This window comes from Hymenobacter edaphi (assembly GCF_003258365.1).
Classification (GTDB): Bacteria; Bacteroidota; Bacteroidia; order Cytophagales; family Hymenobacteraceae; genus Solirubrum; species Solirubrum edaphi.
On the sequence record NZ_QHKM01000001.1, the window covers coordinates 467,541 to 493,681 of the forward strand.

Consider the following 26,141-nt stretch of genomic DNA (forward strand, 5'->3'; position numbering starts at 1 on the left):
TCCGGGCCCGTGGTGCAGCTGACCACCGCCAGCACCAACGTAGCTGCCAGCCCCAGCGGGGCACAGGTTTGGGCTTTCTTCCGAATCATGTGCTTCTCTTGGCGTCTAGGCCGGGCTCTGGGTACCCTTTCGAACCAGGTGGTCAGCAGGGCGCTACACCCGTGCCGTACGGCGCGGCCTTACTTTAGAATCCCTTTGGCAAATCGATGCCCTTGATGGTGCGGAAGAGGCTAAGCGCGTTCTGGTCGGTGAGGGTGCCCACGTAGTCGGTGAGCAGGATGATTTGCTCGTAGGCCGAGAGGTCGGCCTGGGCACCGGTGGCACGGTGGTGGGCGGGCAGCAGCTCGAGCAGCTTGCGCGAACGGGCCGAGGCGGCGGGGTCGAAGGTGGCGTAGAGAAAGGCGTCGAGCAGGCCGGCCAGCACCTCGAAGCCGGCGGCTTCGATCTGCAAAACCGGCTGGCTGCGGTAGAGGTGCTGCACCGAGAGCTGCTGAATTTCCTGCAGCTGCGGCCAGCACTCCAGCTCCTGGATCAGGCAGTCGTCGTAGTCGCCGGTGAGCATGGCCGGGGCGTGGCGGGCAAACACCTGGGCGGTTTCGGCCACCAGCTTGCCGATCAGGCGGGCGCGCAGGTAGCCCAGCTCCTCGCGCCAGTCGTGCCACTGCACGGTGCGGGGGCGGTCGGCGGGGTCGGCCAGGATGACGCGCAGGCGCTGCAGGCCCTCGGCCGGGGGCAGCAGGCCGAGCTTGAGCGCGTCCTCGAAGTCGATGATGCGGTAGCAGATGTCGTCGGCGGCTTCGACGAGGAAGGCCAGCGGGTGGCGGTGGTAGAAGTCGGGGGCCGCCGCCTTGGGCAGCAGGCCCAGGTCCTGGGCCACGTGCTGGAAGCGGGCGGCCTCGGTCTGGAAATGGCCGAATTTCTTTTCGCTGGCCCCGCCGGTCTGGTCGCCGGCCTCCACCTGCGAAGGGCGCGGGTACTTGGTGAAGGCGCCGAGCGTGGCGTAGGTCAGGCCGAGGCCGGCCGTGCCGCTGCTGTGGGCCGGGTAGGTGTGGGTGAGCACGCGGAACCCGGCCGCGTTGCCGCCGAAGTGCTGCAGATCGGTGCGCTGGGCGGCCGAGAGGGTGCGCACGAAGGGCTCGGCGGCGGGGCTGCTGAAGTAGGCCGCCACGGCGTCTTCGCCGGCGTGGCCGAAGGGCGGGTTGCCGATGTCGTGGGCCAGGCAGGCGGCGGCCACGATGTCGCCGCAGTCGGCATCGAAAAAGGGCAGCTCCCCGGCCAGCGCGGGGTCGTGCTCCATCAGCAGGCGCCCGCCGAAGCGGCCCAGGGAGCGGCCCACGCAGGCCGTTTCGAGGGAGTGCGTCAGGCGGGTGTGCACGAAGTCGGTTTCGGGCAGGGGCACGTTCTGGGCCTGGCGCTGCAGGCGGCGGAAGGCCGAGCTGAACACCACCCGGTCGTAGTCCTGCACGAAGGCGCCGCGCACGGGCGCCGCGTCGGACACGACGTGCAGCTGGGGCTGAGCGGGGTAGCGGCGGCGCGAGAGCAGCCGCGACCAGGACATGGGGGCGGGGGAGGAGGCGAGGTGCATGCGGCGGGCAAGATACGCAGGCGGGGGCACCGCACCTCAGGCTCCCTCTTCCAGCGCAGGGAAGCCACGGCGCGGTGAGGGGCGGCAATCAGCCCGGGGCGGTGGCCACGACGTGCAGCAGCGCCAGGTGCGAGCCAAGCCGGGCACTGGCGCAATACACCTGGCGCAGGGTGTCGACGGGCGGCGGGGGCTCATGCGCGGCGGTCAGCAGAGCCTGAAGCTGCTGCCAGCCGGGCAGGTCCAGGCCCGCAACGGGCTGGTAGTCGAACGGCGCAACCCATACCCGAAGTGCCTGCGCCGGATTGTGGGCAGTTGCCCGGGAGATGTAACTGCCACCACGATAATCCAGGAAGAAAGTATAGAGGGGCAGGGTGACTTGTGGCAATCCTGGAACTGATTCGCAGAAGCTTACTCTTCCGCCGTCACCTGCAGCCGGCCCAGGGCCCGCAGCGTGAGGTAGCCCAGCAGCAGGAAGGCGCCGAATAGCACGGTCACGCCCCAGGCGCGGGGGTGCGAGGCTGGGTGCAGCAGGGTGCCCAGGATGTCGTAGGCCAGGCTGAAGGGGTTGGTCAGGATGTCCCAGCTGTTCCAGCGCAGAAAGCGGCCGAGGTACACGCCGTAGGAGCTGAGCGTGAGGGCCACCGTGCTAAACACCCAGCCCGCTGCCCAGCCCAGGCGCTCCTCCACGAAGCGCTGCATATCGAGCAGGGAGGCGTAGCCGAGCATCAGCCCGTTCCAGGCGGCGGTCAGGATGAGCGTCAGGTCGTACCAGCGCGGCACGCCGGGGTACTGGCCCAGGTGCAGCAGGTCGGTGAGGATGTAGGGCGCGTTGGGGAAGAAGAGCAGCCACAGCAGGCCCACCGGCAGCAGCCAGCGGCGCCGGGCAGTGGGCGTCAGCAGCCCCAGCGCCAGGCTCAGGCCGAGCGGGACGGCGGCCAGAAACAGATTCCAGAGCAGGAAAACGAAGGTGATGTGGTGCGTCCAGAACACGCGAAACACGATGAGCACCGTGCTCAGGGCCAGCGAGGCGCCCAGCACGAGCACCAGGCCGAAGCGCTGGCGCAGCAGGGCTGGGGCGGCGGGGGATAGAGTAGCCATAGCGAAAAGAGGATGGGCGAAGCCGCATCAACGCCGGCGCGGCGGCAATCGGTATAGCGGAAGATAACGAAAAGGCGGCAGGCCCGGGCGGAGCCCCGCCCGGGCCTGCCGCCGGCCAAAAAGATGAAGCGCCCCGCCCGGCTGGACGACGCGCTTCATTACTTGCACTCATTCACCTGCCAAGAAATGGGGGCCAGCTTAAGTTCAGATTAAGGGGAGCTTAAACCTGCGTTAAAAAAGCCGGGGCCGGGCCGGCCGCCGTCGGGGCTGAGGCGGGCCGGCCGCGCGCCGGGCTGTATCGTGGCGCAGGCCAACTGCGTACCTTTGCCCGCCGGGCCGGCCTGAGCGGCCCGGTTTGTCCTCCCCGTTGACCACTTTCCCTTATGCGGTCCTTTCTCGCGTGTTTTCTCGTGACGTCGGCGGCGCTGGCCGGGCCGGTGCTGGCCCAGCAGCCCACGCCCGCCAAGCCGGCCCCGGCCAAACCAGCGGCCACCAGGCCGGCACCCAGCGCCCCGCCGAAAACCTCGGCGGCGCCCGGCAAAACGACGGCCACGCCCGCGAAGCCCGGCAGCCCCGCCGCCAAGCCCGCGACAACCACCGCGCCCAAACCCGCCGCCAAGCCCGCGGCCGGCACCGGCACCCCGGCCAAAACGGCCACCACTGCGGCGCCCGTTACGGCCCCGGCCGCCCCGAAGCCCGCTGCGAAACCCGCGCCGCCGCTGCCCGCTAACCTCGGCTCCCAGGACCCGAACGTGCGCTACCGCAACGGCAAAACCCTTATCGACCAGGCCCGCTACGACCTGGCCCTGGAGGAGCTGCTGCCGCTCACGGCGCCCGCCGCCAGGTTTGCCAAGGCCCCCGAAGCCGCCTACCTCTACGCCGTGGCCGCCAGCCGCGCCCGCCGCTGGGCCGAGGCCGAGCAGATGCTCAACCTGCTGCGCACCGAGTACCCGCAGTGGCCGGGCCTGCCCGACGCCTACTTCCTGCAGGGGCAGGTGTCCTTTGAGCAGGGCGACACCGACAACGCCCTGCAGGTGCTCAGCCAGCTGCCGCCCACCCAGCTGCGCGCCCCGCGCACGGCCATGAAAACCACCTACCTGGCCCGCCTGCGCGACAAAGCCCTGTGGCAAAACCTGGTGCGCCGCTACCCCCAGGACACCGTGCTGGCCCGCTCCTACGCCGAGCAGCTGGTCTTCGGCGGCCTCTACACCGATGCCGACCGCCCGCAGCTCGACCAGCTGGTGCAGCAGTACGGCCTCGACCGCACCCGCTACGTGCCGCGCCCCCGGCCCCAGAAAAAGAGCAGCTACAACGTGGCCGTGCTCCTGCCCTTCGAGTTCGACGACCCGAGCTGGGAGACGCGCCGCCGCCTGCAGTTCGTCACCGATCTGTACGCCGGCATGAAGCTGGCCCAGGACTCCTTGCAGCGCGAAGGCCGCTTCGTGAACCTCTACGCCTACGACACCGGCGCCGACACCCTGCAACTCAAGCAGCTCTTGCTGCAGCCCGAACTGGCTGGCATGGACCTGATTATCGGGCCGGTGTACAAGCCCGGTGCCCGCATTCTGGCCCGCTACGCCCAGCAAAACCAGATTGTGGCCGTGAACCCCCTGTCGCAGGACGGGGCGCTGGTGCAGGACAACGCCTGGTACTACCTCTACGAGCCGAGCACCGCCACCCAGGGCCGCGCGGCGGCCGAATACGCCTACCGCACCTTCAACAATAGCCGCCCGGCCGTGGTGTTCCACGAAGACACCCGCGACGACGCGGCCTTCGCCGAAGCCTACCGGAAAACCTACGAGGCCCTCGGCGGTAAGGTCACGGCCCTGCGCCGCATCGACTCCGACAACGCCGAAAGCCTTAACGCCGGCTTCGGCGGCCTCGATCTGAAAAGCGCCGGGCACCTGGTGGTGGCCTCCGACCACCGCAAGGCCGGCCCCTTCGCGCTGGGCGTGATGCAGGCGCAGGGCCTGACTATGCCGCTGATTACCTACGCTTCCTGGCAGGAAAACCCCAGTATTAGCCTTGGCCAGCTCGACCGCCGCGACATCCACTTCCTGCAGCCCAAGTACCTCGACCTGAGCCTGCCGGGCGTGCGCCGCTTCCGCCAGCTCTACACCCAGCAGCAGAATATTCCGCCCTCGGTGTTTGCTGCCTCGGGCTTCGAGCTGCTCTACTATTTCGGGGCGCAGCTGCACCAGAACGGCCCCGCCTTCCAGCAGCCGCTGGCCAACTCCGGCCCCGTATCGGCGCCGCTGTTTCAGGGCATCGGCTACCCCCAGCAGGCCCACGACAACCAGTACGTGCCCATCACCAAGCTGGAGCGCCTGGAAATCGAGGTACAGAACCCGGTGGGAGTGCGCTAGGGTGGGTAGACGGTAACTGAAAATGGGCTTCTGCTGCTTCCTGGGCCCCTCGGCTCACTGTTCACCCCCTGGGCCACGAAGGCCTTGAGGACTGCCGTAAGCCGCCAGATCAAGCACAAGCCCGCTCCATCCGGTGCGGGCTTGTTCATTGGCTCCCAGGGGCCGCAACTGCTGCGTTGTTTAAATTTCCCTGACCGGCTCCCCGATGGTGTTTTGAGGGGAGCTGGGCGTCCGGCTGCGCCCCGAGCTGTTCCGCGTCGGCGTGGCCAATGCCGGCCCCACCTACGACCAGCTGTACCGGCAGGCCCGCGGGGCCGCCGCGCCGGGCGCACCGTAGCGACTTGGAACGGAGCCGGCAGAGCTTACATCGGCTGGCGCAGCCCGAGGAGGCCGTAGACCAAACTGGTCAGGTAGGCTACTGCCAGCAGCCCCGCCAGGCCCAGCAAAAACAGCAGCCAGAACGCGGCCCCCGCGGCCAGCATGCCCGGCAGGCCGCGGTACGGGTGCCGGAGCATGCGGCGGTGGTACCGGTAGGCCAGCCAGCCGTAGCCAGCCAGCAGCAGGTAGTTGCCGGGAAACAAAAACAGGAAAGACAGCAGATCCGCGCTCATATGGCCCTGCTTGTAGGCCCTGGCAAACTACGCAAAAAGCCGCTCCGGTTTCCCGAAGCGGCTTTTTTTACTTCTTAAGCTGCAAACTCGTAAACCAGCTCTATTCCCACTCAATCGTCGCCGGCGGCTTCGACGAAATGTCGTAGACCACGCGGTTGATACCGCGCACCTGGTTGATGATGCGGTTCGACACGTCGGCCAGGAAGTCGTAGGGCAGGTGGGCCCAGTCGGCGGTCATGCCGTCGACGCTGGTGACGGCGCGCAGGGCCACCACCTGCTCGTAGGTTCGCTCATCGCCCATCACGCCCACGCTCTGAATGGGCAGCAGAATGGCGCCGGCCTGCCACACCTTTTCGTAGAGGCCGGTCTGGTGCAGCGCGTCGATGAAGACGGCGTCGGCGGCCTGCAGCAGGCGCACTTTCTCGGGTGTGATGTCGCCCAGGATGCGGATGCCCAGGCCGGGGCCGGGGAAGGGGTGGCGGTGCAGGATGTGGTGGGGCAGGCCGAGGGTTTCGCCCACTTCGCGCACTTCGTCCTTGAAGAGCATGCGCAGCGGCTCCACCACTTTCAGGTTCATCTGCTCGGGCAGGCCGCCCACGTTGTGGTGGCTCTTGATGGTCACCGCCGGGCCTTTCACCGATACCGACTCAATCACGTCGGGGTAGATGGTGCCCTGGGCCAGCCACCGGGCGCCCTCCACTTTGTGCGCCTCGCGGTCGAACACCTCGATGAAGGTGCGGCCGATGGCCTTGCGCTTCTGCTCGGGGTCGGTGAGGCCCTTCAGCGCCGCGTAAAACGCCTCCGAGGCGTCCACGCCGGTCACGTTCAGCCCCAGGCCCTGGTAGGAGTGAAGCACGCTCTCAAACTCCTCCTTGCGCAGCAGCCCGTTGTTCACGAAGATGCCGTGCAGGCGCGGCCCGATGGCCCGGTGCAGCAGCAGCGCGGCCACCGAGGAGTCGACGCCGCCCGAAAGGCCCAGAATCACCTGGTCGTCGGGCCCGATGGTGCGCTGCAGCGCGGCCACCGAGGAATCCACGTAGTGCTCGGGCGTCCAGTCCTGGGCGCACTGGCAGATGTCGACCACGAAGTTGCGCAGCAGCTGCTTGCCCTGGGTGGAGTGCGTCACCTCGGGGTGAAACTGGATGCCGTAGGTCGGCTGCCCCTGGATGTGGTAGGCGGCCACTTCCACTTCCGGGGTGCTGGCAATGATGTCGTAGCCGGCTGGCAGGGTCTTGATGGTGTCGCCGTGCGACATCCACACCTGCGAGTCCAGGCTCAGGCCCTGCATCAGCGGGGAGTTTTGCTCGATACGGGCCAGACGGGCGCGGCCGTACTCGCGGATGGTGGCCGGCAGCACCTCGCCGCCGCCCTGCTGGGCCAGCAGCTGCGCGCCGTAGCACACGCCGAGCACCGGCACGCGGCCCAGGTACCTGGAGAGGTCGGGGTTGGGTGCCTCCGGGTCGCGCACCGAGCACGGACTACCTGAAAGCACAACGCCCCGGATATCCTCAGTGAGGTCCGGGGCGTGCGTGAAGGGGTGGATTTCGCAGAACACGTTCAGCTCGCGGATGCGCCGCGCAATCAGCTGTGTGTACTGCGACCCGAAATCAAGGATCAGAATCTGTTGAGGCATGGGCAAAGGTAGGGCCGCAAACCGTTGCCATCCAAGCCCGGGGCCGGGGCTAATGCGCCGACGCCGGGTGGCGGGCCGGCGCGGCGGGCCGGAGTTGGATGCGAAAAAGAACCGGCTTGATTATTCGGACAAGGTGCTGAAAACGCGGGAATTGGCTTGCATCGAATATGCAGAATTCGCTTTCTTACACCACGTTCCGAAATTCTGCCCTCTACCTACCGCGTGCAAAAACTTTTACTGCTTCTTCTCCTGACGACCGGCGCCGCCCAGGCCCAGTCGCTCGACCTGCTGCCGCCCGGCGGGGCCGTAGTGCCCCCGCCGCCCCCGGCCGCCGCGCCCCTGCCCGCCGCGCCGCCGCGCTCGACCTGGCAGGGCGGCCTGCTCATGGGCCACGATCTGTTTCGGGTTACCAACCAGCGCCCGGCCTTTTCGGTGGGCCAGTACCGCGTGGTGCCGCGCATGACCACGCCCGCCCCGGGCTTCCGCATCGGCTTCTGGGCCCGCTACAACTTCGGCCCCGGCCGCCGCTGGCTGCTGCAGCCCGAGGCCTCGTACTCACGCAGCCAGAGCTGGCACCGCGTCACCAACACGGCCGCCTCCACCGCCCCCGGCCCCCCGCCCAATGCCGACTTCAGCGCCATGTCGACCAGCCAGGACTGGCAGCGGCTCAACCTGGCGCTGCCCGTGGGCTACCGCCTCACGCGCCACCTGGTGGTGCTCGGCGGGCCGGTGCTGGCCCGGCGCATTCCCACCGGCTACGAGCGGCTCGACCAGGGCTACTCCCGGCGCATCGTCGAGAGCATCAACCACAGCATGCGCCGCAACGGGCTGGCCTGGCAGGCGGGCGTGGGCTACGAAGCCGGCCGGGTGCTGCTCACCGCCCGCTACGAGCGCAGCCTGCTGCACGTGGCCCGCGACATCGAGCTCGACGGGCAGCGCTACGCCTTCCGGCACTTTGCCAGCCAGGTGAGTTTTGGGGCGGCTCTGCGGGTGGCGCCGCTGCGCTGAGTTGCTTTTTTTCACGGCCCGGAGTACTTCTAAACCAGCCGGTTTGGCGGGCCAGGGCCGCTGCTGATGCAGTTTTTTGCGGCAATTCGGTACCCGAGCTTGTTTCGGGCCGAATTGCCGTTGTATCTTTGCACCGGCGAATCAGTACGACCAGCTCCCGCTGAACTCCCCCAGGACCGGAAGGTAGCAAGGGCAGGCGGTTGTAGCGGTGCGATACTGGTTCGCTTTTTTTTTGCCCTGGCCCGTCGCGGCCGGCTGCGAAACGTTTGATCCTATCGGCTTCGTTTGCGGAGTCGGGTCAGCCACAAAATCCGCGGAATCCGCAAAATCCGGCGAATCCGTGGTTAGCTTTGGGCCAGCATTTTCCTTTTTAAGCGTTTCCCCCGATGAAGTTTTTCATTGACACCGCCAACCTGAAGGACATTCAGGAAGCCGTGGAGCTTGGTGTGCTCGACGGCGTAACCACCAACCCCTCGCTGATGGCCAAGGAAGGCATTGGCGGCGTGGACAACGTGATGGCCCACTACAAGCGCATCTGCGAGCTGGTGGACGGCGACGTGTCGGCCGAGGTTATCGGCACCACCTACGAGGACATCATCCGCGAAGGCGAGGAGCTGGCCGAGCTGCACCCCAACATCGTGGTGAAGGTGCCCATGATCCGCGACGGCGTGAAGGCCATCAAGTACTTCTCGGAGAAAGGCATCAAAACCAACTGCACGCTGATTTTCACGGCCGGGCAGGCCCTGCTGGCCGCCAAGGCCGGCGCCACCTACGTGTCGCCCTTCGTCGGCCGCCTCGACGACATCGGCCACGACGGCATTCAGCTCATCGAGCAGATCGTACAGATTTTCGGCAACTACGGCTACCCCACGCAGGTGCTGGCCGCCTCGCTGCGCCACGTGCCGCACCTGATTCAGTGCGCCGAAGTGGGCGCCGACGTGGTGACCTGCCCGCTGAGCGTTATCACCGGCCTGCTCAACCACCCCCTGACCGACAAAGGCCTGGCCACCTTCCTGGCCGACCACAAGAAGGTTAACGGGTAACTCGCATAAGGAGCTAGGAGTGAGAAGATAGAAGCCAGAAGGTGCCAAATCTGGCCAGCTGCTCCTATCTTCTCACTCCTAACTTCTAGCTCCTCCTGCATGTACATCATCAAAGTCAAAGGCAAGGCGAAGATTCCGGACTACATCCAGCTCCGCGACAGTGACTTCGTGCTCATTGCCTACTTCCGCGCCGACCGCCCGCTGAAGGATTTGCACCGCTACGGGCTGGAGGGCAAGGAAACCGAGCTGGCCGCCGTTATCGAGCAGCTGGAGTTCGGCAAGCTGCAGCCGCTGGCCATTTAAGCCGACGGCTTTTCAGGTGTCCTGGGTGGCTGGCCGTGCGCCGGGCGCCCAGGATACTTATTTTAGCGCCCGGTCTCCACCGTTTCGCCCGCCAGACCCCGCATGGAAAATTCCCCCGCCGTAATCGAGCTGCGCGACGCGCGCATCATGCAGGACTTTCACACGGTGCTGCAGAACGTGTCGCTGACCGTGGCCAAGGGCGAGTTTGCCTACCTGGTGGGGCGCACCGGCTCGGGCAAAACCTCGCTGCTCAAGACGCTCTACGCCGATTTGCCGCTGCCCGAGGGCATGGGCACCGTGGTGGGCTACCCCCTGCAGAAGCTGGCTGAAGCCAAAGTGCCCTACCTGCGCCGCAAGCTGGGCATCGTGTTCCAGGATTTTCAGCTGCTCTATGACCGGAGCGTGGCCCAGAACCTGCTGTTTGTGCTGCAGGCCACCGGCTGGCACGACCGTGCCAAGATGAAGCAGCGCGTGCAGGACGTGCTCATGCGCGTGGGCCTGAGCAGCGTGGGCACCAAGATGCCCCACCAGCTCTCGGGCGGCGAGCAGCAGCGCGTGGTCATTGCCCGCGCCCTGCTCAATGAGCCGGTGCTGCTGCTGGCCGACGAGCCCACCGGCAACCTCGACCCGGACGTAACCGACGGCATCATGCGCCTGTTCCTGGAAATCAACAACGCGGGCACGGCCGTACTCATGGCCACCCACAACTACGACCTGATTCACCGCTACCCCAAGCGCGTGTTCCGCTGCGCCAACGGGCAGGTAGCGGTAATTAATAATGAGGAATTAAGAATTAAGAACTGGGAAGGGTAGGCCCTGTCCAAAGCGGAATGAGCTTAACACAAAAGCGCCGTAGAATGGCTTGAACGGGGTGATTTTTGATTTTTACTTCTCCATTTCTAATTGAACCCCGCTGGTCTGTCGGTGCTGATTCCGGTGTATAACTGGCCCGTGGAAGGGCTGGTGCGCGCCCTGCTGGCCCAACTGTCCGACTGGCCCGGCCCGGCGGAAATCCTGCTGCTCGACGACGGCTCGGCGCCGGCGTTTCGGCAGCGCCACCGGCCGCTGGCGGCGCTGCCCGGGGTGCAGTACGCGGAGCTGCCGCGCAACGTGGGCCGTGCGGCCATTCGCAACCAGCTAGCGGCGCGGGCGCAATACCCCTGGCTGCTGCTGCTCGACAACGACTCTTCGCTGCCCGATGCGCAGTTTCTGGCCCGCTACGCCGCCGCCGCGGCCCAGGCGCCGGTGCTCGTGGGCGGCACCTGCTACGCCCCCACGCCGCCCGCCGAGGCGACCCTGCGCCTGCGCTGGCACTACGGCCGGCAGCGGGAGCAGCGCCCCGCCGCCCGGCGTCAGCCGCAGCCCTACGCCCAGCTGACCATCAACAACCTGCTGATTCAAGCGGAAGTACTCCGCCGCTTCAGCCTCGATGAGCGCCTGACGCGCTACGGCCACGAGGACACCAAGTTCGGCTGGCACCTGCGCGCAGCGGGCGTGCCCGTGCTCCACCTCGACAACCCCGTGCTGCACGACGGGCTGGAGCCCGCCGAGGTGTTTCTGCGCAAGTCGCGCGACGCGGTGCGCAACCTGGCCGTGCTGTACCGCGCCGAGGGCCTCGGCACCGACACGCGCTTGTTGCACGCCGCCCTACGCCTGCGCCGCCTGGGCCTGGCCGGCGGCGCCCGCCGCACCTTGCAGGCGCTGGAGCCGCGCCTGCGCCGGCAGGTGCTCGGAGCCGCGCCCAACCTGCGCGCCCTGGACCTGCTGAAGCTGCTGTGGCTGCTGCAGGAATTGACGTAATCGGGTTTTTCGGGGCTCATTCCGAGCGCAGCGAGAAATGAAAAACGGCCGCTTCGGAAAACCGAAGCGGCCGTTTCACTCGAAACAATCGTCCACAAAATCTGCGGAATCCGGATGAATCCGCAGAATCCGTGGTCCTTAGTCGTTGTCGGTGTTTTTCACTTCCGACTTCACTTCCTTGTAGCCTTCCTTGGTTTTCTCGCCGACTTTCTTGGCGGCGTTGCCGATTTTCTGGCCCACCGTCTTGCCGGTTTCCTTTACGTCGGTGGCGGTGTTCGAGGCGGCCTGGCCGACTTTGCTACGCTCGTCGCGGGTTTCCATTTCGGCTTCGCTGGCTTCGGCGCGCACTTCGTTGGCGCCCTGCTCGGCGCGGATGCCGGCCTTGTCAGCCGATTTGAAGGCGGCGTATTTCAGCTTTTCCTTCTGAATTTCGGCCAGGTCCTTGGCCGGCACGTCGCCTTTCACCTTGTCGTAGGCTTCGTCCAGGGCGCGCCACTCGGCGTTGATGTAGCGCCAGTCCTCGATGTCGTACTGGTTTTCGCGGGCTTTCACGTTGGCCACAAACGACTCGTAGGTCTGGCGGGCGTTGGCGGCCGTGATGCTGGCGGCCGGGTTCACCGGCGTGTAGTACTTGCCGGGCTTGGTGGGCATGGCCGCGCTGCCCGAGGCGCCGCCGGCGCTCATGCTGGCCGTGTAGGCGGCGCTGCGCTTGTCGTAGGCCGTGGTGTAGCGCGTCTTGAGCTGCTCGTATTCCTGCTTGCGGGCTTCGTCCCAGTTGCTCATATCGGCCTCGGCGGCGGCCACTTTGGCGTCGTACTCGTCCTTGAGCTGCTTGGTTTCCTCGTCCCACTCGGCCTGGGTTTTGTTGCCCACGGCTTCGGCGTTGGTTTCGGTGTTGGTCACGAAGGTCTGGAAGTCTTCGTAGGCCTGGTCGGTTTCAGCGGCGGCCTCCTGGCGGTCGGCGCGGTTGCAGCTGGCGGTGGTGAAAGCCACGCCGCCGCCGAGCAGCAGCAGGGAGAGAGCGTGGGTGGTCAGGGTCTTCTTAAACATGGTCGTAGCTAGGTTACGGTGGGGAAGGAGACGCCCGCGTTGCGGCAGCGGGCATTTGGGCCGCATTAACGCAGCCTCAACATAGCAGGTTACGCATACACCCCACGAAAGGATCAGTCCGGGCGGATTTTCAGGCGGCGGCCGGCGTCGCCTATCTTTAGCGCCCCGCGCCGCGTGGTGCGGGTTCGTTTCGATTTCCCGCTTTGCCTGCCCTGTTGCCCGCCGCCCCGCCCGCGCCCATCCGCCTGCTCGATCTGCCCGCCCAGCACGCGGCCATTCAGCCCGACCTCGACGCGGCCCTGCGGCGCGTGCTGCAGGAAGGCGCCTTCATCCAGGGGCCCGACGTGCCGCTGTTCGCCGACGAGCTGGGCCGCTACCTCGGCGGGGCCCGCGTGGTGCCCTGCGCCAACGGCACCGACGCGCTGCAGCTGGCCCTGATGAGCCTCGCCCTGCAGCCCGGCGACGAGGTCATCGTGCCGGCTTTCACCTACGTGGCCACCGCCGAAGCCGCCGCCATCCTGGGCCTGCGCCCCGTGCCCGCCGACGTCGACCCCGCGACCTTCAACCTCGACCCGGCCGCCGCCGAAGCCGCCATTACCGCGCGCACCCGCGCCATTCTCTGCGTGCACCTCTACGGGCAGTGCGCCGACCTGACGGCCCTGCGCCAGCTGGCCGACCGCCGCGGCCTGGCCTTGATCGAAGACAACGCCCAGGCCATCGGGGCCACCTGGCAGCGGCCCGATGGCACCGTGGCCTACGCCGGCGCGGTGGGCGAGGTGGGCACTACGTCGTTTTTTCCCTCCAAAAACCTCGGCTGCCTCGGCGACGGCGGCGCCCTCATCACCCGCGACGAGGCCCGTGCCACCCTGCTCGACGAACTGGCCAACCACGGCCAGGCGCGCGGCCGCAAGTACGTGCACCAGCGCCTGGGCCTGAACTCCCGCCTCGATACCCTGCAGGCGGCCCTGCTGCGGGTGAAGCTGCGCCACCTGGCCGACTGGACCGCCGCCCGCCAGCGCGTGGCCGCCCAGTACGACGCGCTGCTGGCCGAAGCGCCCGGCCTGCGCACCCCGCAGCGGCAGGCCGGCAGCAGCCACGTCTTCCACCAGTACACCCTCACGCTCGATACCGAAGCCCGGCGCGACGGGCTGCAGCAGCACCTGCAGCGCCACGGCGTGCCCTCGGTGGTGTATTACCCGGTGCCGGTGCACCGGCAGCCCGCCTACGAGTACCTGGGCTACGGGGCCGGCCGGTTTCCGGTAGCCGAGCAGCTGTGCCGTACGGTGCTGTCGCTGCCCATTCACCCGGGCCTGACGCCGGAGCAGGTGGCGTACGTGGCGGCAGCGGTGCGGGCTTACTGAGGCCGGCCGCGCGGGTGGCGCCGCTGGCACCATTTTTTCCGGACGGCCGTACAAACCCCCATCGTTTCTCCACTGCCCATGTTCCGTTCCCTTTCCTTCCTTGCCGCCTCCGCCCTGGCCGTAGCCGGGCTGACGGCCGCCGCCGTGCACCAGCCCGCCGCCGCGCCGGCCCAGGGCTTCAACATCTTCTCCGTCGACCAGGACGTGGCGCTGGGCGCCCAGGTAGCGCACCAGACCGACTCCATGTACCAGGCCAAGGGCCAGCTGATGGCCCGCGGCAGCCATGCCCGCGCCTACCAGCTGCTCGACGGCGTGGTGAACCGCGTGCTCGACAACGGCAACCTGAAGTACCGCACGAAGTTTCCCTGGGACGTGAAGCTCATCAAGGACGACGCCACCCAGAACGCGTTTGCCACCCCGGGCGGGCACATTTACGTGTTTACCGGCCTGGTGAAGTTCCTCGACAACGAAAGCCAGCTGGCCGGCGTGCTGGGCCACGAAATTGCCCACGCCGACCGCCGCCACAGCACCCAGCTGCTGCAGCGCCAGTACGGGGTGGGCATGCTGGCCAGCGTGGTGCTGGGCAAAAACCAGGGCATGCTCGCCCAGATTGCCAACGGCCTGGCCGGCGTCACCTCGCTGAAGTTCAGCCGCACCTTCGAGCAGGAAGCCGATAAGTACTCCACCGTATACCTCAACGGCACCCGCTACTACGCCTGCGACGGCGCGGCCGGCTTCTTCATCAAGGCCGAAAAGCAGGGCAGCGGCAACCCGCCGGAATTCCTGAGCACCCACCCCAACCCCGGCTCCCGCATTCAGGCCATTCAGAACAACGCCCGCTCCTTGGGCTGCACCGGCCGCTCGGTGAGCAACAGCAACTTCGAGGAGCTGAAGCGCCTGCTGTAGAAGCCAAGACGTCAGCCTGCAGCTACGCCGAACCGAGAGTCGGCACAGCCAAAGACCTTCCTCGTATCCAGCGCCAACCAAGAAGCGCAGCCACCAACGTCCTTGATGTTGGTGGCTGCGCTTCTTGGTATTCAACCTTCAGCAAATCAGGAAATAGTATACAAAGCCGAGGTTAAATCGTGTAGACTATTTTCAACAAAGCTGAAAATAGTCTACAGTATGTGCTGACGGTTGGCAGATACCAGCAGCTAAGCAGCCGTTTGGTGCACTTGCCACGGCTTTGCCGCAGAGGTCGACGACTGGCCCGCATCCGGCGCTTTTTTCGGAGCTTGCGGCGTGCTGTCTTCTGATTCCACTTCTGCTGCCGCGGCGCCGGTCCGCTTCGCTATCTGCGGCGTGGGCCACATCGGCCGCCGCCATGCCTCGCTGGTGGCGCGCCACCCCGGCGCCACGCTCACGGCCCTCATCGATACCAACGAGGCGCTGCGGTCGGGCCTCGAAGCCGAGTTTGCGGGCGTGCCCTTCTTCACCTCCCTCGACGACTACCTCGCCCACGGCCCCCAGGCCGACGTGCTGACGGTGGCCACTCCGAATTACCTGCACGCCCCGCAGGCCATCCGGGGGCTGCGCGCGGGGCTGCACGCGGTGGTCGAAAAGCCCATTGCCCTGCGCAAAGCCGACGCCGAAGACCTCGTGCACACGGCTTTGCAGACGGGCCGGCTGGTGTTCGGGGTGATGCAGAACCGCTACTCGCCGCCCGCCGCCTGGCTGAAGCAGGTGGTCGACGAGGGCCGCCTGGGCCAGGTCTATCTGGTGCAGCTGAACTGCTTCTGGAACCGCGACGCCCGCTACTACCGCCCCGGCAGCTGGCACGGTACCCGGCAGCAGGACGGCGGCACGCTCTTCACCCAGTTCAGCCACTTCATCGACCTACTCTACTGGGTATTCGGCGACATCCACAACATCACGGCCCGCTTCCGCGACTTCAACCACCAGCAGCTCACCGAATTTGAGGACAGCGGGCTGGTGACGTTCGACCTGGTGCGCGGCGGCTCGGGCACCCTGCAGTACAGCACCGCCGTGTGGGACCGGAACCTGGAAAGCTCCCTGACGGTGGTGGCCGAGCACGGCAGCCTGCGCCTCGGCGGGCAGTACATGGACAAAGTGGAGTACTGCCACCTGCAGGATTACGTGATGCCCGCACTGCCGCCCACCAACCCGGCCAACAACTACGGGCCTTACCAGGGCTCGGCGGCCAACCACGTGCAGGTCATCGAAAACGTGGTGGACACAGTGCAGCGCCGCGGTTTTGCTACCACCAACGCGCTGGAGGGGCTGAAGGTGGTGGACATCATCGAGCGGATTTATAATTTGAAGTAAGCGGTGACAATGCGTGTATTGACGGATAGCGGTTTGGTGCTGAAGCAGCTACGTTGGGACGAGTGGTTGATTGTTGGCTTGTACGCAGTACTGGTTGCATGGCCTGAGTGGCTACTCTCGTTGATGCTTAGGCGCCAGCTGCACTACAGTGCAAAAGAAGTATTGTCATTAAGCTTTGTCGGCTTCATCGTTGGACTCTTGATGATTGCCTTCGCGCCCGGCACGCGGTTCCGCAATGTGTATTTTTCGCTTGGCTGGCTGGGGCTAAGTAGCTGGCTGGCGGTGCGCAGTCATGGGGTAGCGCTGGAGCCGTTGGTTCTTTTTCTCTTGTACCAGGCTGTGCGGTGGCACTTCTGGAACCGGTATCAACGCGAACTAGTGCCAGCCAGCGTTAGCCGCGCAGGATATGAACACGATTATTATCGGCTGGAAAAACGTTATGGCTCCTCCGAAGATATTGGCTACACCAAATTCTTGTTTCGTACCGGAATGGTGTTGCTTTTTCTGCTGTCATGGATGGGCATTCGTCTGGTTTCGTAATGGCCAGTTAGAATTGTTATGAACTTCAACGAACCCCAAGCCCTGACCGAACTCTACCGTTGGCAGCAGAAGATGCAGGCCACGCCCGGCCCGCTCGACCGCCTCACCCGCACGGTGCAGACGCGCCTGAATGGCCTGCTGCCCGAAAAGCTGCACCAGGCCATTACCGCCACCATCAGGCAGATGGTGCGCGGGGTGCTGTTCGGCTCCACCCACCTCACGCGCCGTCCGCTGACCGAGGGCACCCTGGCCGAGCGGGAGGAAGTGGTGCGCCAGCGCATCCGCCGCTACCGGCACGTGGCCATGGTGGAAGGCGCCGCCACCGGTGCGGCCGGCTTCTTCGTCGGGCTCACGGATTTTCCGCTGCTGCTGGGCATCAAGCTCAAGCTGCTCTTCGACGTGGCCGCGCTTTACGGCTACGACGTGCAGGACTACACCGAGCGGCTGTACCTGCTGCACGTGTTTCAGCTGGCCTTCAGCAGCCAGCACACCCGCAACGCCACCTACCAGCGTCTGGCCCACTGGGACGAGTACCGCCAAAGCCTGCCGCCCGACGCCGCCGACTTCGACTGGCGCACCTTCCAGCAGGAGTACCGCGACTACATCGACCTCGCGAAGCTGGCCCAGCTGATACCGTTCATCGGCGCGGCCGTGGGGGCGGTGGCCAACTACCGTCTGCTGGAACAGCTCGGCGAAACGGCCATGAACTGCTACCGGATGCGGTATTTCGAAGCGGAAGCGGCGGAAGACAAGGCGGAATAGCACTGGCTGACGGCGCGGGTGGCCGTCCTTGCGAGCAACGCGAAGCAACCGCAGGAAGGCGTAGCCAATCGTTCCTTCAGCAGCACCGCCGCCGTAATGCCCTCCAACCGAAAACAGCGCCGCCCGAACCTGCAGATACCAGGTTTCGGGCGGCGCTGTTATGGTTTTCTGCCAATTGGGCCTGTTGCGCCGAGAGGGGAACGATTGGCTACGCCTTCCTGCGGTTGCTTCGCGTTGCTCGCAATGACCGCAATGACCGCAATGACCGCAAGGACTGCCGGTGTGGCCGTGGTCGGCCGGCTGGCACCGCTGCTTTTCAGCCTAGCCCTTCACCTGCTTGCGGATCCACTCCAGAATCGTGAGCTGCACCTGCTGCGACACGACGGGCTGCTGCTGGCCGTTGATGAGGGGCCACTCCTGCGGCGGGGCCTGGAACGTGTGATTGAAGCCCTCAAGGCGGCGGAACTGGGCGCGCTTGTTGTCCTTCAGCGCCTTTTCCAGCGCGTTGAGGTTGCTGGGCTGCAACTGCTGGTCGTCGGTGCCGTGGAGCAGGAGCAGGGCCGCGCGCAGCTGCCCGAAATTGGTGGTGGGCAGGTAGTTGAGGTAGGCGCGGTACCAGGGCGCGGTCATTTCCGTGGCCAGGGCCTGGGCGTCGGCGGCGGGCAGGTCGGGCTGCTGCTGGCGCAGCATGTTCAGCACGATGGCCTGGGCCTGGCCGTTGTCGGCGGTGTGGCGCACGATTTCCATCATCGGCCGCTGGCGCTTGTAGCGGCCGTCGAGCTGCTTTTTATCGGCGGCGCGCTGGCGCATCTGCTGCTGGCCCACGTAGGTGTCGATCTGGGCCGAGTTGGCGCCTTTGGTGCGCAGTTCAGCCACTTTTTCGGCCGTGGCCTGCTGCTGGCGCAGGCGGCGGCGGGCGGCGTTTTCCTGGGCCGTATCGGCTTCGCCGGCTTTCAGAAAGCCCAGCGTGGGGCGCTGCGCCATTACCTCGTAGCCAGGCGTGCCCGCCCCGGCCAGCGACACCACGAAGGCCGGGCCCAGCGGCTGGGCCGCCACTTCCAGGGCCACGTTGGCGCCGGTGCCCACCCCGATGATGCCCAGCTGGGCAATGTCGATGCGGGGGCGGGTGCGCAGAAAGTTCAGCGCCACCTGGGCGTCCTTCTGCAAGTCGAGCGGGGTAGCGCTGCGCCAGTCGCCGCCCGACTGGCCCACGCCGCGGTCGTCGAGGCGGAGCACGGCCACGCCGTGGCGGGTGAGGTAGTCGGCCATGGCTCCGAACAGCTTGTAGTCGCCCTGCGAGGCGTCGCGGTCCTGGGGGCCGAGGTCGGAGAGCAGCAGCACGGCGGGGAAGGGGCCCTCGCCGGGCGGCACGGTGAGCGTGCCGGCCAGCTTGGTATTGTCGTGGGCGCTGGTGAAGCTGATGTCCTCGACGCGGTAGGGCGGCGGAAACTTAAACGTCTTGGGCTGGGGCGGCAGCGGGGTAAACTGCAGCGTGAGCATTGTCGACGGGAAGCCCTGCTGACGCCACTGGCCCTGCAGCTGCTGGCCGTCGGCCGAGCGCAGGCACACGTAGCTGCAGCCCAATTCCTGCGAGTCGAAAATAATGGTGTCAGCCTTGAGGTCGACGGTGAGCAGGGCGCGGTTGATGCGCTGAGCGGGCACGCTGAGCACGGCAAAGCGGGTGCCGTTGGCCAGCTCCGTCACGGTGATGCTCAGCGGCAAAGAGCCGCCGGGCACCGTCAGCGGGCCTTTCCATTCGCCTTCGAGCGTGGCTTTCACGGCCGGCGGCGTTTGGGCCACGGCCAGTAGCGGGGCGAGTAGCACGAGCAACAACCAGCCGAACGCGCTGGCAAGCAACTTCTTCATGCCGTAAAAGTAGCAAGGCCCGCCGCTGCAGCCGCACCCGGGGCGACCAATCAGCGGCGGGCGTCGCCGAAAAGGAATGCAGCGTGGCCGAACGGCTAGGGCAGCAGCACCCGGTCGATGACGTGGACCACGCCGTTGGTGCACTGAATGTCGGGAATGACCATGTTAGCCGTCTGCCCGTTGTTGCCATTGGCGCGCACCGTCAGCGTGCCGTCCACGAAGGGGCCGAAGGTGACGTTGCCGCCGCCGGCCGAGCCCGCCGGGGCGTTTTCGGGCAGCTCCGGGGTGAATCTGGCGCCGGGCAGGGCGTGCTGCAGCAGCACCGCCGCTACCGTGCTTTTGGGCAGCTTGCGCACATCGGCGGGCACGTAGCCGGCGGGCGAGCCGGGCGTCACCTGCGCGGCCGTCAGCAGGTTGCGGAAGGCCTGGTCGTTGGGGGCAAAGACGGTGAACGGGCCGGGGCTGGAAAGCGTGGCGGCCAGGTCGGCGTAGAGCACGGCCTCCACCAGAAACGTCAGGTCGGGCTGCACGAAGACCTGGCCCTGGCTCACGGCCACGGCCGAGCCCACGATGTTGGCCCCCGTAGCCAGCAGCACTTTGTCGATGACGTGCACCGTGCCGTTGGAAGCGCGCACGTCGGTAGCCAGGATGCGCGAGCCGTTGACGTAGGTGCTGCCGCCGCGGGTGATGACGCGGCGCGTCAGGCCCTGGAGGGCCGAGGGCGAAGTGCTGCCGGCCTGCAGGGCGCTGCCCGCCAGCGTGCCACCCGTCACGTGGTAAAACAGCGTGTTGGTCAGGAACTCCCGGTTGAGCACCAGCAGATCGGGGGCGCTGCGCAGGCCGAGGCGGGCAAAGGCGGCGTTGTTGGGGGCAAACACGGTGTAGTTGCCCTGCGAGGCCGGGTCGGGGTTGCGGTTCGAGAGGATGCCCACCACGCCGCCGCGCACGGCCGCATCTTCGAGCACGCTGAAGTCGTCGTTGGCCACGGCAATGCCGGCAATCGACGGGTTCGACTCGGTGTTCTTGTTGCAGCCGCTGAGCACGGAAGCGGCGGTTAATCCCAAAATGGGAAGCAGGAGGCGTAGGTGTGCAAGCATGGAGGCGAAAGGGTTTTTGGCGGATTGGCGGCGAAGCCGACTACAAACGGGGCCTGTTGGGCGAGTGGATTTACCCGTTCAACAAATTTTTCTCCCGCTATGGGAATCCGAAGGTAATCTTGTTGCCGTAGCTAGCGCGCTTCAATTAGGCAAGCACCGGAAACTGCCCTCTCAACGGCCCGACTTACTCGCTGAAGCGCCTAGTCCTCCACCACTTCCTGCTCCTCCATGCAACAACCTCTCCTCTCGACCTTTTTGGCCGGGGCGGCCCTGCTGTGCGCCGTCACGGCCGGTCAGGCCCAAAGTCTGATTACCGGCTTCATGGCCGGTAAGGGCCACGGCTCGGTGGTATTTACCGGCACGGCCGAGCGCTACCGCAACGTGTTTCTGGTACCCGAGAAAGTCGACGCCGTGCCGATTTACCGGGAAGTGCGCGTGTCCTCGGTCAGCCTGTTTGCCAACTACGGCCTCACCGACAAGATTGAGGCCGTGGTGAGTTTGCCGTTTATCCAGTCGACGGGGCGGGCCAACAAGACGGTGCTCGATTCGCTGGGCTCGACCTACACCAACACCCGCAGCGGCCTGCAGGACTTTTCGGCCTTTGTGAAGTTCAAGGCGTTTTCGGCGCCGGTGGGCAACAGCCAGCTCGATCTGCTGGGCGCAGTGGGCGTGAGCACGCCCGCCAGCAGCTACCAGAGCAAGGCCGATTTGGGCTACATCATTGCCATCGGCAACCGGGCCACCAAGTATACCACGGTGGGCGTGGCCCACCTGCGCACGCCCTCGGGCGTGTTCGTGACGGGGCAGGCCGGCTACAGCGTGCGCACCAACCCGGTGCCCGACGCCTTCGTGGCCGACGGCAAGGTGGGCTACGCTGGCCTGAAGCTCTACGGCGAAGCCTGGGTGTCGTACCAGCAGTCGAGCAGCCAAGGCACCGACATTCTGCAGCCCGGCTTCACGGGCTTGTTCACCGCTACCCGCGTCAACTACACCCGCGTGGGCGTGAGCCTCTACAAGCCGCTCAGCAAGGGCGTGGGTATCATTCTGGGCGCCAGCCAGTACTTGGCCGGCCGCAACGTGGGCCAGTCGACGGGCGTGTCGGCGGGCGTGTCGTACAACTACTAGCCGCGCGTTTTCTGAGCTAGAAACGCAAACTTGTTAAGTCAGCCCGGTGGGGCGGTGGTCGTGCGGCCGCCGCGCCGCCGGGCTGCCGGCGTTTCGGGGCGAGTTGGCGGCTGAAGTTGCAAGTGCCGGCGACGCGGGCGTACCTTTGCCGCATCAATTCTTTACTGCTGAAGGATTGTTTTTATACAGAGGCGTGGAGAGACAGGCTCCGTGAAGCGCCGGCAACCCCCGGGAACGTCCCGAACGGTGCCAAGTCCTGACCATATAAAAACAAGTTGCTGTGGGCTTTTTGCACCCGTTTCCCGCTTCGTTTGCCAACCACCCTGCTGCCGCCGCGCTGCACGGCTGCTGTTGTTGCTGAAGCTCCCCCTCGGCGGCGCCGACTGATTTGCGGCCTACAGGTTCCTAGCGGTGGCTAGCGGGCCGGCCATTTCCCCGTTTCTTATTGTTCATCACCCGCTGCCCCGCACCCCGCGCGGGCGTGCGGCTGCTTCGTCGTCTGCGGGCGGGCGAAGCAGCGCGGCGGGCTTACTGCTGCCCCGGCCGTGGAAGCCGGGGCGCTACCTCATTTATGCTCAAAAAATCCTTGGAGCTGCTGCGGCTGGAAGCCGCGGAAAGCGGCTCGCACACGCTCAAGCGCAGCCTCGGCCCGCTCAACCTCATTGCCATCGGCGTGGGCGTCATCATCGGGGCGGGGCTGTTTTCGCTCACCGGCATTGCCGCCGCCAACCATACCGGCCCGGCCGTTACGCTTTCGTTTATCGTGGCCGCCATTGGCTGCGCGTTTTCGGCTTTGTGCTACGCCGAGTTTGCCTCCATGGTGCCGGTGGCCGGCTCGGCCTACACCTACTCGTATGCCACGATGGGGGAGCTGTTTGCCTGGATTATCGGCTGGGATTTGGTGCTGGAGTACTCGGTGGGGGCGGCCACGGTAGCCATCAGCTGGTCGCAGTACCTGGTGAAATTCCTCTCCAAATACGGCCTGCATTTGCCGCCGCAGCTGGTGATGTCGCCCTGGGAAACCGCGCAGTTGGCCGACGGCTCGGTGGTGCAAGGCTGGGTGAACCTGCCGGCGGTGCTGGTGGTGCTGGCCATTACGGCCATCATCGTGCGCGGCACGCAGGGCTCGGCCTGGTTCAACGCCGTGGTGGTGGCTCTGAAGGTGGCGGTGGTGCTGGTGTTCATCGGCCTGGGCTGGCAGTACATCGACCCGGCCAACTACCACCCTTACATTCCCGAGAATACCGGCAAATTCGGCGAGTTCGGCTGGAGCGGCATTCTGCGCGGGGCGGGCGTGGTGTTCTTCGTTTTCATCGGCTTCGACATCGTGGCCACGATGGCGCAGGAGGCGCGCAATCCGCAGCGCAACATGCCCATCGGCATCATCGGCTCGCTGCTGGTGTGCACGGTGCTGTTCGTGGTGTTCGGCTACGTGATGACGGGGCTGGCCAACTACACCGAGTTCAAAAACAGCGCCGCGCCGGTGGCCGTGGCCATCGAAAAGACGCCCTACGGCTGGCTGTCGACGGCCATTATCGGGGCCATTCTGATCGGCTACACTTCGGTTATCCTGGTCGACTTGCTGGGCCAGAGCCGGGTGTTTTTCTCCATGAGCCGGGACGGGCTGTTGCCGCGGGTCTTCGCCGAAATTCACCCGCGCTTCCAGACGCCGCACAAGTCCAACCTGCTGCTGGGCGCTTTTATCAGCCTGTTCGCGGGCCTGGTGCCCATTCAGGTGGTGGGCGAAATGTGCAGCATCGGCACCCTGCTGGCCTTCGTGATGGTGTGCGTGGGCGTGCTCATCATGCGCAAGCGGGAACCCGACGCCCCGCGCGCCTTTCGCACGCCCTGGGTGCCGCTGGTGCCCATTCTGGGCATCGTCACCTGCCTGGTGATGATGCTGAGCCTGCCCGGCGACACCTGGATTCGCCTGTTCGTGTGGCTGGCCATCGGCTTGCTGATCTACTTCGGCTACGGCAAAAAGCACAGTAAGCTGGGCCGGCAGCAGGCTGCCACTGCGGCGGCTGGTAGCCAGCCGTAGCGCGGTTTTCGGCTATGCCTTGCTGCGGGTTTGGCTTGGGCCGGGTTTGGGTCGACAAGCTACAGGCCGGCGCTACGGTCCGGGTCGGCGCGCGTCCGCCCGAACGATTGTCGTTCACGCGGACGCGGGCTGAAGCCCGCGCTACGGGCTATCTTGCGGGCCGATTTTTATCGTTTCGTATGCAAACCGAACTGTCAGCTACCCCCGCCGCGCTGGGGACTACGGTCATTGAAGTTTTAGCCGCCGAAGCGCCGGCGCCACCCGCCCCCGCCCCGCCGGCTTACCCGACTTATAAGGAGAGCTGGCTGGCGCTGGGGTGGTTCCTGCTGGTGGCGCTGCTGGTGACGGCGGTGTTTTTCGGTGTGGCCAACCTGGCGGCCCTGCCGCCCCGCTATTCGCTGCTGGTTACGCTACTGGCCGGCGACGCGGCCAAGGCGCTCGTCGTAGTGTTTCTGACCTGGTACGTGGGGCGGGCGCGCTTGCGGCCGCTGCGGCTGCTGGCGCAGCGCGAGCGGCTGGGCGTGTACGCCGTGCTGCTGCTGGTGGCGGCGGCGCAGCTGCCGTTGCGGAGCCTGTTGCACCGACTGGGCCTGCCCACCTGGGGGATGGATGCGGTGATTACCCGCATGGAGCAGTTTCCGCTGGCGGCTGCCTTTACTATCTGCGTGGCGGCGCCGGTATTGGAGGAGCTACTGTTTCGGGGCGTGCTGTTGCCGGGGCTGCTGCGCAACTACGGGCCCGCGCGGGCCATCCTGCAATCGGGCCTGGTGTTTGGCGTGTTTCACCTCAACCCGGCCCAGGCGCTGAGCGCGGGCCTGCTGGGTCTGCTGCTGGGCTGGGTGTACTGGCGCACTGACTCTCTGCTGGCCTGCATGTGGCTGCATTTCCTGAACAATGCCGCCGCCTGGACGCTGGAGCAACTGCCCGCTTTCCGCCGCTACGATTCGGTGGCCGATCTGCTGCCCCGCGGCGGAGCCCTGGTTTTCACCTTAGCCGCGCTGCTGGGGCTGCTGGCCCTGGGTATCTGGTTGCTAGCTGGGCTCACGCGCCCAGCCCGCCGCGCAGCTTCTGCAGCAGCGGCTGCACCTCCGGCACGGCCCGCGTGAACAGCACCCCGGCGGCGTACACCACCGTCAGGGCCGCAGAGCGCAGCAGCATGGTCACGAACAACGAATGCACCGGGGGCACGAGCCAGCCCGCCAGCGCGGCCGCCCCGGCAGCGCCCAGGATGAGCCCGATGCGGTAATCGAAGGGCTGCAGGCGGTAGGCGTGCCACACAAACCAGGTGCGGGCCACGTTGATGCTCGTCAGCGCCAGCAGGGCGGCCCAGGCGGCGCCCACCATGCCCAGCGGCGGAATCAGCAGCAGATTCAGCCCCACCGTGCCCGCGGCCAGGGCCACGTTGAACACCAGATCGAAGCGGTAGCGCGGGGAGGTGACGACGATCAGGCCGTTGACGCCGGTAATGCCGTCGAGCAGGCGGCCGGCCAGCAGAATCCAGACGATGGTGGTGCCGGCGGCGTACTCGGGCTTCATCAGCGAGTAGATAAAGTCCAGGTTCAGGCCGATGCCCAGGGCCAGGTAGCAGCCCAGCACGGTGTTGAGGCGGGTGGTACGGCGGTAGAACTCGGCCATGCGGGCCATGTCCTGCTCCTTCCAGTAGTCGGCCAGCAGCGGAAAGGCAATCTTGTAGAGCGAGCGGAACGGAATGGTGAGGGCCGTGCTGATGAAGAAGGCCGTGGTGTAGATGCCGGCGGCCTTCAGGTTCACCTTCGAGCCCACCATCAGGGCGTCGATGGAGCTGATGACGGTGCCCGAAATATTGGAAAGCAGCGCAAAGGCCCCGAAGCTGAGCAGCTCGCGCACCGGCCGCACTTGCAGCGCCGCCCGCGTGGGCCGCAGGTGCAGCTCGCCGATGTAGGCCAGGTAGCCGGTGAGCAGCAAGGCGAGGACGCTGTTGACCAGGATGTAGGCCAGCACGAACTGGTGAAACGTGAGGTAGCCCAGCCCGAACAGCAGCGTGACGCCGGCAATGAGCACGCGCAGCAGCACTTCCTGCAAAAACGAGGAAAACGCGGTGTGATAGAGGCCCTTCAGGTAGGCATCCTGCAGCGAGTAGAGCAGGGTGAACAGGGCCAGCAGCGCGCACCAGCCGTAGTAGGGCCCGAGCAGGGCCGCGTCGGCGTCGTAGGCCCGCAGAATCAGCGGCCGGCCCAGCCAGTAGGCCAGCGAAATGACGGCGAAGCCGAGCATGGGCAGCCCCAGCAGCAGCGGCAGAAAGCCCTGGTGGCCGGCCTCCCGGTTGCGGAAATAGGGAAAGAAGCGGATGCCCGCGCTGGCGAAGCCAAAGGCCGCCAGCTGGGCGTAGATGGTGGCCAGGCTCAGCAGCACCCGCGTCAGGCCCACCTGGTCGGCCGCCAGGAAGCGCGGCATCAGCAGGGCCGTATTGACGAAGCCCAGCCCCAGCCCGAAGTAGGAAATAATGGTATTGCGCAGCCCCTGGCGCTGAACGATGCCCAAATGGTGAAATGGTGAAATGGTAAAATGGTGAGTGACGGCCTAGCGG

At 66.3% G+C, this 26,141-nt stretch carries 23 protein-coding genes, 1 other RNA gene and 1 riboswitch; of the genes, 15 read left to right on the forward strand and 9 right to left on the reverse strand.

Annotation, left to right across the window (positions count from 1 at the left end; genetic code table 11):
* Window positions 1–184 precede the first annotated feature (184 nt).
* The 3 genes from dgt to DLM85_RS01810 all read right to left on the reverse strand — a co-directional run bounded on the left by dgt (window position 185) and on the right by DLM85_RS01810 (window position 2,683).
* A complete protein-coding gene (dgt, locus tag DLM85_RS01800; protein WP_111476356.1) occupies window positions 185–1,585 on the reverse strand; it encodes a dGTP triphosphohydrolase in 1,401 nt (466 codons plus the stop codon).
* A gap of 88 nt (window positions 1,586–1,673) precedes the next feature.
* On the reverse strand, window positions 1,674–1,970 hold the full coding sequence (locus tag DLM85_RS01805) for a hypothetical protein (protein WP_111476357.1): 297 nt from the start codon (window positions 1,968–1,970) through the stop codon (window positions 1,674–1,676).
* A gap of 23 nt (window positions 1,971–1,993) precedes the next feature.
* Window positions 1,994–2,683, reverse strand: coding sequence for a DUF1361 domain-containing protein (locus tag DLM85_RS01810; RefSeq protein WP_111476358.1), 690 nt, complete (start codon window positions 2,681–2,683; stop codon window positions 1,994–1,996).
* A gap of 383 nt (window positions 2,684–3,066) precedes the next feature.
* On the opposite strand from DLM85_RS01810, the gene DLM85_RS01815 reads away from it, so the two are divergent.
* Window positions 3,067–5,049, forward strand: coding sequence for an ABC transporter substrate-binding protein (locus DLM85_RS01815; RefSeq protein ID WP_133256839.1), 1,983 nt, complete (start codon window positions 3,067–3,069; stop codon window positions 5,047–5,049).
* Window positions 5,050–5,411: 362 nt separating this feature from the next.
* On the opposite strand, the gene DLM85_RS01820 is transcribed toward DLM85_RS01815, so the two are convergent.
* Both DLM85_RS01820 and guaA read right to left on the reverse strand, forming a co-directional pair.
* Entirely contained in the window at window positions 5,412–5,660 is a 249-nt protein-coding gene (locus DLM85_RS01820; RefSeq protein ID WP_111476360.1) for a hypothetical protein, read from the reverse strand.
* Window positions 5,661–5,760: 100 nt separating this feature from the next.
* On the reverse strand, window positions 5,761–7,293 hold the full coding sequence (gene guaA / locus DLM85_RS01825; protein WP_111476361.1) for a glutamine-hydrolyzing GMP synthase: 1,533 nt from the start codon (window positions 7,291–7,293) through the stop codon (window positions 5,761–5,763).
* 222 nt (window positions 7,294–7,515) lie between these two features.
* On the opposite strand from guaA, the gene DLM85_RS01830 reads away from it, so the two are divergent.
* From DLM85_RS01830 to DLM85_RS01855, 6 genes are all read left to right on the forward strand, one after another.
* Window positions 7,516–8,301, forward strand: a complete 786-nt coding sequence (locus DLM85_RS01830; RefSeq protein ID WP_111476362.1) for a hypothetical protein — start codon at window positions 7,516–7,518, stop codon at window positions 8,299–8,301.
* 133 nt (window positions 8,302–8,434) lie between these two features.
* Window positions 8,435–8,532: signal recognition particle sRNA small type (ffs, locus tag DLM85_RS01835), an RNA gene on the forward strand.
* Between the two features lie 155 nt (window positions 8,533–8,687).
* Window positions 8,688–9,344 carry a fructose-6-phosphate aldolase gene (fsa, locus tag DLM85_RS01840; protein WP_111476363.1) on the forward strand — a complete coding sequence of 219 codons (657 nt, stop codon included), beginning with the start codon at window positions 8,688–8,690 and terminating at the stop codon, window positions 9,342–9,344.
* Window positions 9,345–9,443: 99 nt separating this feature from the next.
* Window positions 9,444–9,647, forward strand: coding sequence for a fructose-6-phosphate aldolase (locus DLM85_RS01845; RefSeq protein WP_111476364.1), 204 nt, complete (start codon window positions 9,444–9,446; stop codon window positions 9,645–9,647).
* Between the two features lie 102 nt (window positions 9,648–9,749).
* On the forward strand, window positions 9,750–10,460 hold the full coding sequence (locus DLM85_RS01850) for a cell division ATP-binding protein FtsE (RefSeq protein WP_111476365.1): 711 nt from the start codon (window positions 9,750–9,752) through the stop codon (window positions 10,458–10,460).
* Window positions 10,461–10,550: 90 nt separating this feature from the next.
* Complete coding sequence (locus DLM85_RS01855) at window positions 10,551–11,447, forward strand: glycosyltransferase (RefSeq protein WP_111476366.1); 897 nt, start codon at window positions 10,551–10,553, stop codon at window positions 11,445–11,447.
* 138 nt (window positions 11,448–11,585) lie between these two features.
* Here the strand turns inward: DLM85_RS01855 and DLM85_RS01860 are convergent, their stop codons facing one another.
* Window positions 11,586–12,497 carry a hypothetical protein gene (locus tag DLM85_RS01860; protein ID WP_111476367.1) on the reverse strand — a complete coding sequence of 304 codons (912 nt, stop codon included), beginning with the start codon at window positions 12,495–12,497 and terminating at the stop codon, window positions 11,586–11,588.
* A 203-nt stretch (window positions 12,498–12,700) separates the two neighbouring features.
* On the opposite strand from DLM85_RS01860, the gene DLM85_RS01865 reads away from it, so the two are divergent.
* The 5 genes from DLM85_RS01865 to DLM85_RS01885 all read left to right on the forward strand — a co-directional run bounded on the left by DLM85_RS01865 (window position 12,701) and on the right by DLM85_RS01885 (window position 17,446).
* Entirely contained in the window at window positions 12,701–13,858 is a 1,158-nt protein-coding gene (locus DLM85_RS01865) for a DegT/DnrJ/EryC1/StrS family aminotransferase (protein WP_243635840.1), read from the forward strand.
* A gap of 78 nt (window positions 13,859–13,936) precedes the next feature.
* Window positions 13,937–14,764 carry a M48 family metalloprotease gene (locus tag DLM85_RS01870; RefSeq protein WP_111476369.1) on the forward strand — a complete coding sequence of 276 codons (828 nt, stop codon included), beginning with the start codon at window positions 13,937–13,939 and terminating at the stop codon, window positions 14,762–14,764.
* A gap of 336 nt (window positions 14,765–15,100) precedes the next feature.
* Complete coding sequence (locus DLM85_RS01875; protein WP_243635841.1) at window positions 15,101–16,144, forward strand: Gfo/Idh/MocA family protein; 1,044 nt, start codon at window positions 15,101–15,103, stop codon at window positions 16,142–16,144.
* Between the two features lie 9 nt (window positions 16,145–16,153).
* Complete coding sequence (locus tag DLM85_RS01880; RefSeq protein WP_111476370.1) at window positions 16,154–16,684, forward strand: hypothetical protein; 531 nt, start codon at window positions 16,154–16,156, stop codon at window positions 16,682–16,684.
* An 18-nt stretch (window positions 16,685–16,702) separates the two neighbouring features.
* Entirely contained in the window at window positions 16,703–17,446 is a 744-nt protein-coding gene (locus DLM85_RS01885; protein ID WP_111476371.1) for an EcsC family protein, read from the forward strand.
* 321 nt (window positions 17,447–17,767) lie between these two features.
* On the opposite strand, the gene DLM85_RS01890 is transcribed toward DLM85_RS01885, so the two are convergent.
* On the reverse strand, window positions 17,768–19,312 hold the full coding sequence (locus DLM85_RS01890; protein WP_111476372.1) for an alpha/beta hydrolase family protein: 1,545 nt from the start codon (window positions 19,310–19,312) through the stop codon (window positions 17,768–17,770).
* A gap of 95 nt (window positions 19,313–19,407) precedes the next feature.
* Window positions 19,408–20,409, reverse strand: a complete 1,002-nt coding sequence (locus tag DLM85_RS01895) for a fasciclin domain-containing protein (RefSeq protein ID WP_111476373.1) — start codon at window positions 20,407–20,409, stop codon at window positions 19,408–19,410.
* A gap of 228 nt (window positions 20,410–20,637) precedes the next feature.
* On the opposite strand from DLM85_RS01895, the gene DLM85_RS01900 reads away from it, so the two are divergent.
* The 3 genes from DLM85_RS01900 to DLM85_RS25695 all read left to right on the forward strand — a co-directional run bounded on the left by DLM85_RS01900 (window position 20,638) and on the right by DLM85_RS25695 (window position 24,681).
* On the forward strand, window positions 20,638–21,534 hold the full coding sequence (locus DLM85_RS01900) for a hypothetical protein (RefSeq protein ID WP_133256840.1): 897 nt from the start codon (window positions 20,638–20,640) through the stop codon (window positions 21,532–21,534).
* Between the two features lie 178 nt (window positions 21,535–21,712).
* A riboswitch (SAM riboswitch) is annotated at window positions 21,713–21,805 on the forward strand.
* A gap of 300 nt (window positions 21,806–22,105) precedes the next feature.
* The gene (locus DLM85_RS01905; RefSeq protein WP_111476375.1) at window positions 22,106–23,575 is read left to right on the forward strand and encodes an amino acid permease; all 1,470 of its coding nucleotides are present in this window, start codon (window positions 22,106–22,108) and stop codon (window positions 23,573–23,575) included.
* A 179-nt stretch (window positions 23,576–23,754) separates the two neighbouring features.
* Complete coding sequence (locus DLM85_RS25695) at window positions 23,755–24,681, forward strand: CPBP family intramembrane glutamic endopeptidase (RefSeq protein ID WP_207890943.1); 927 nt, start codon at window positions 23,755–23,757, stop codon at window positions 24,679–24,681.
* Here DLM85_RS25695 and DLM85_RS01915 read toward each other — a convergent pair.
* Window positions 24,617–26,095, reverse strand: a complete 1,479-nt coding sequence (locus DLM85_RS01915; RefSeq protein WP_111476376.1) for a lipopolysaccharide biosynthesis protein — start codon at window positions 26,093–26,095, stop codon at window positions 24,617–24,619. The two genes, DLM85_RS25695 and DLM85_RS01915, sit on opposite strands and share 65 nt — an antisense overlap.
* Between the last annotated feature and the right edge of the window lie 46 nt (window positions 26,096–26,141).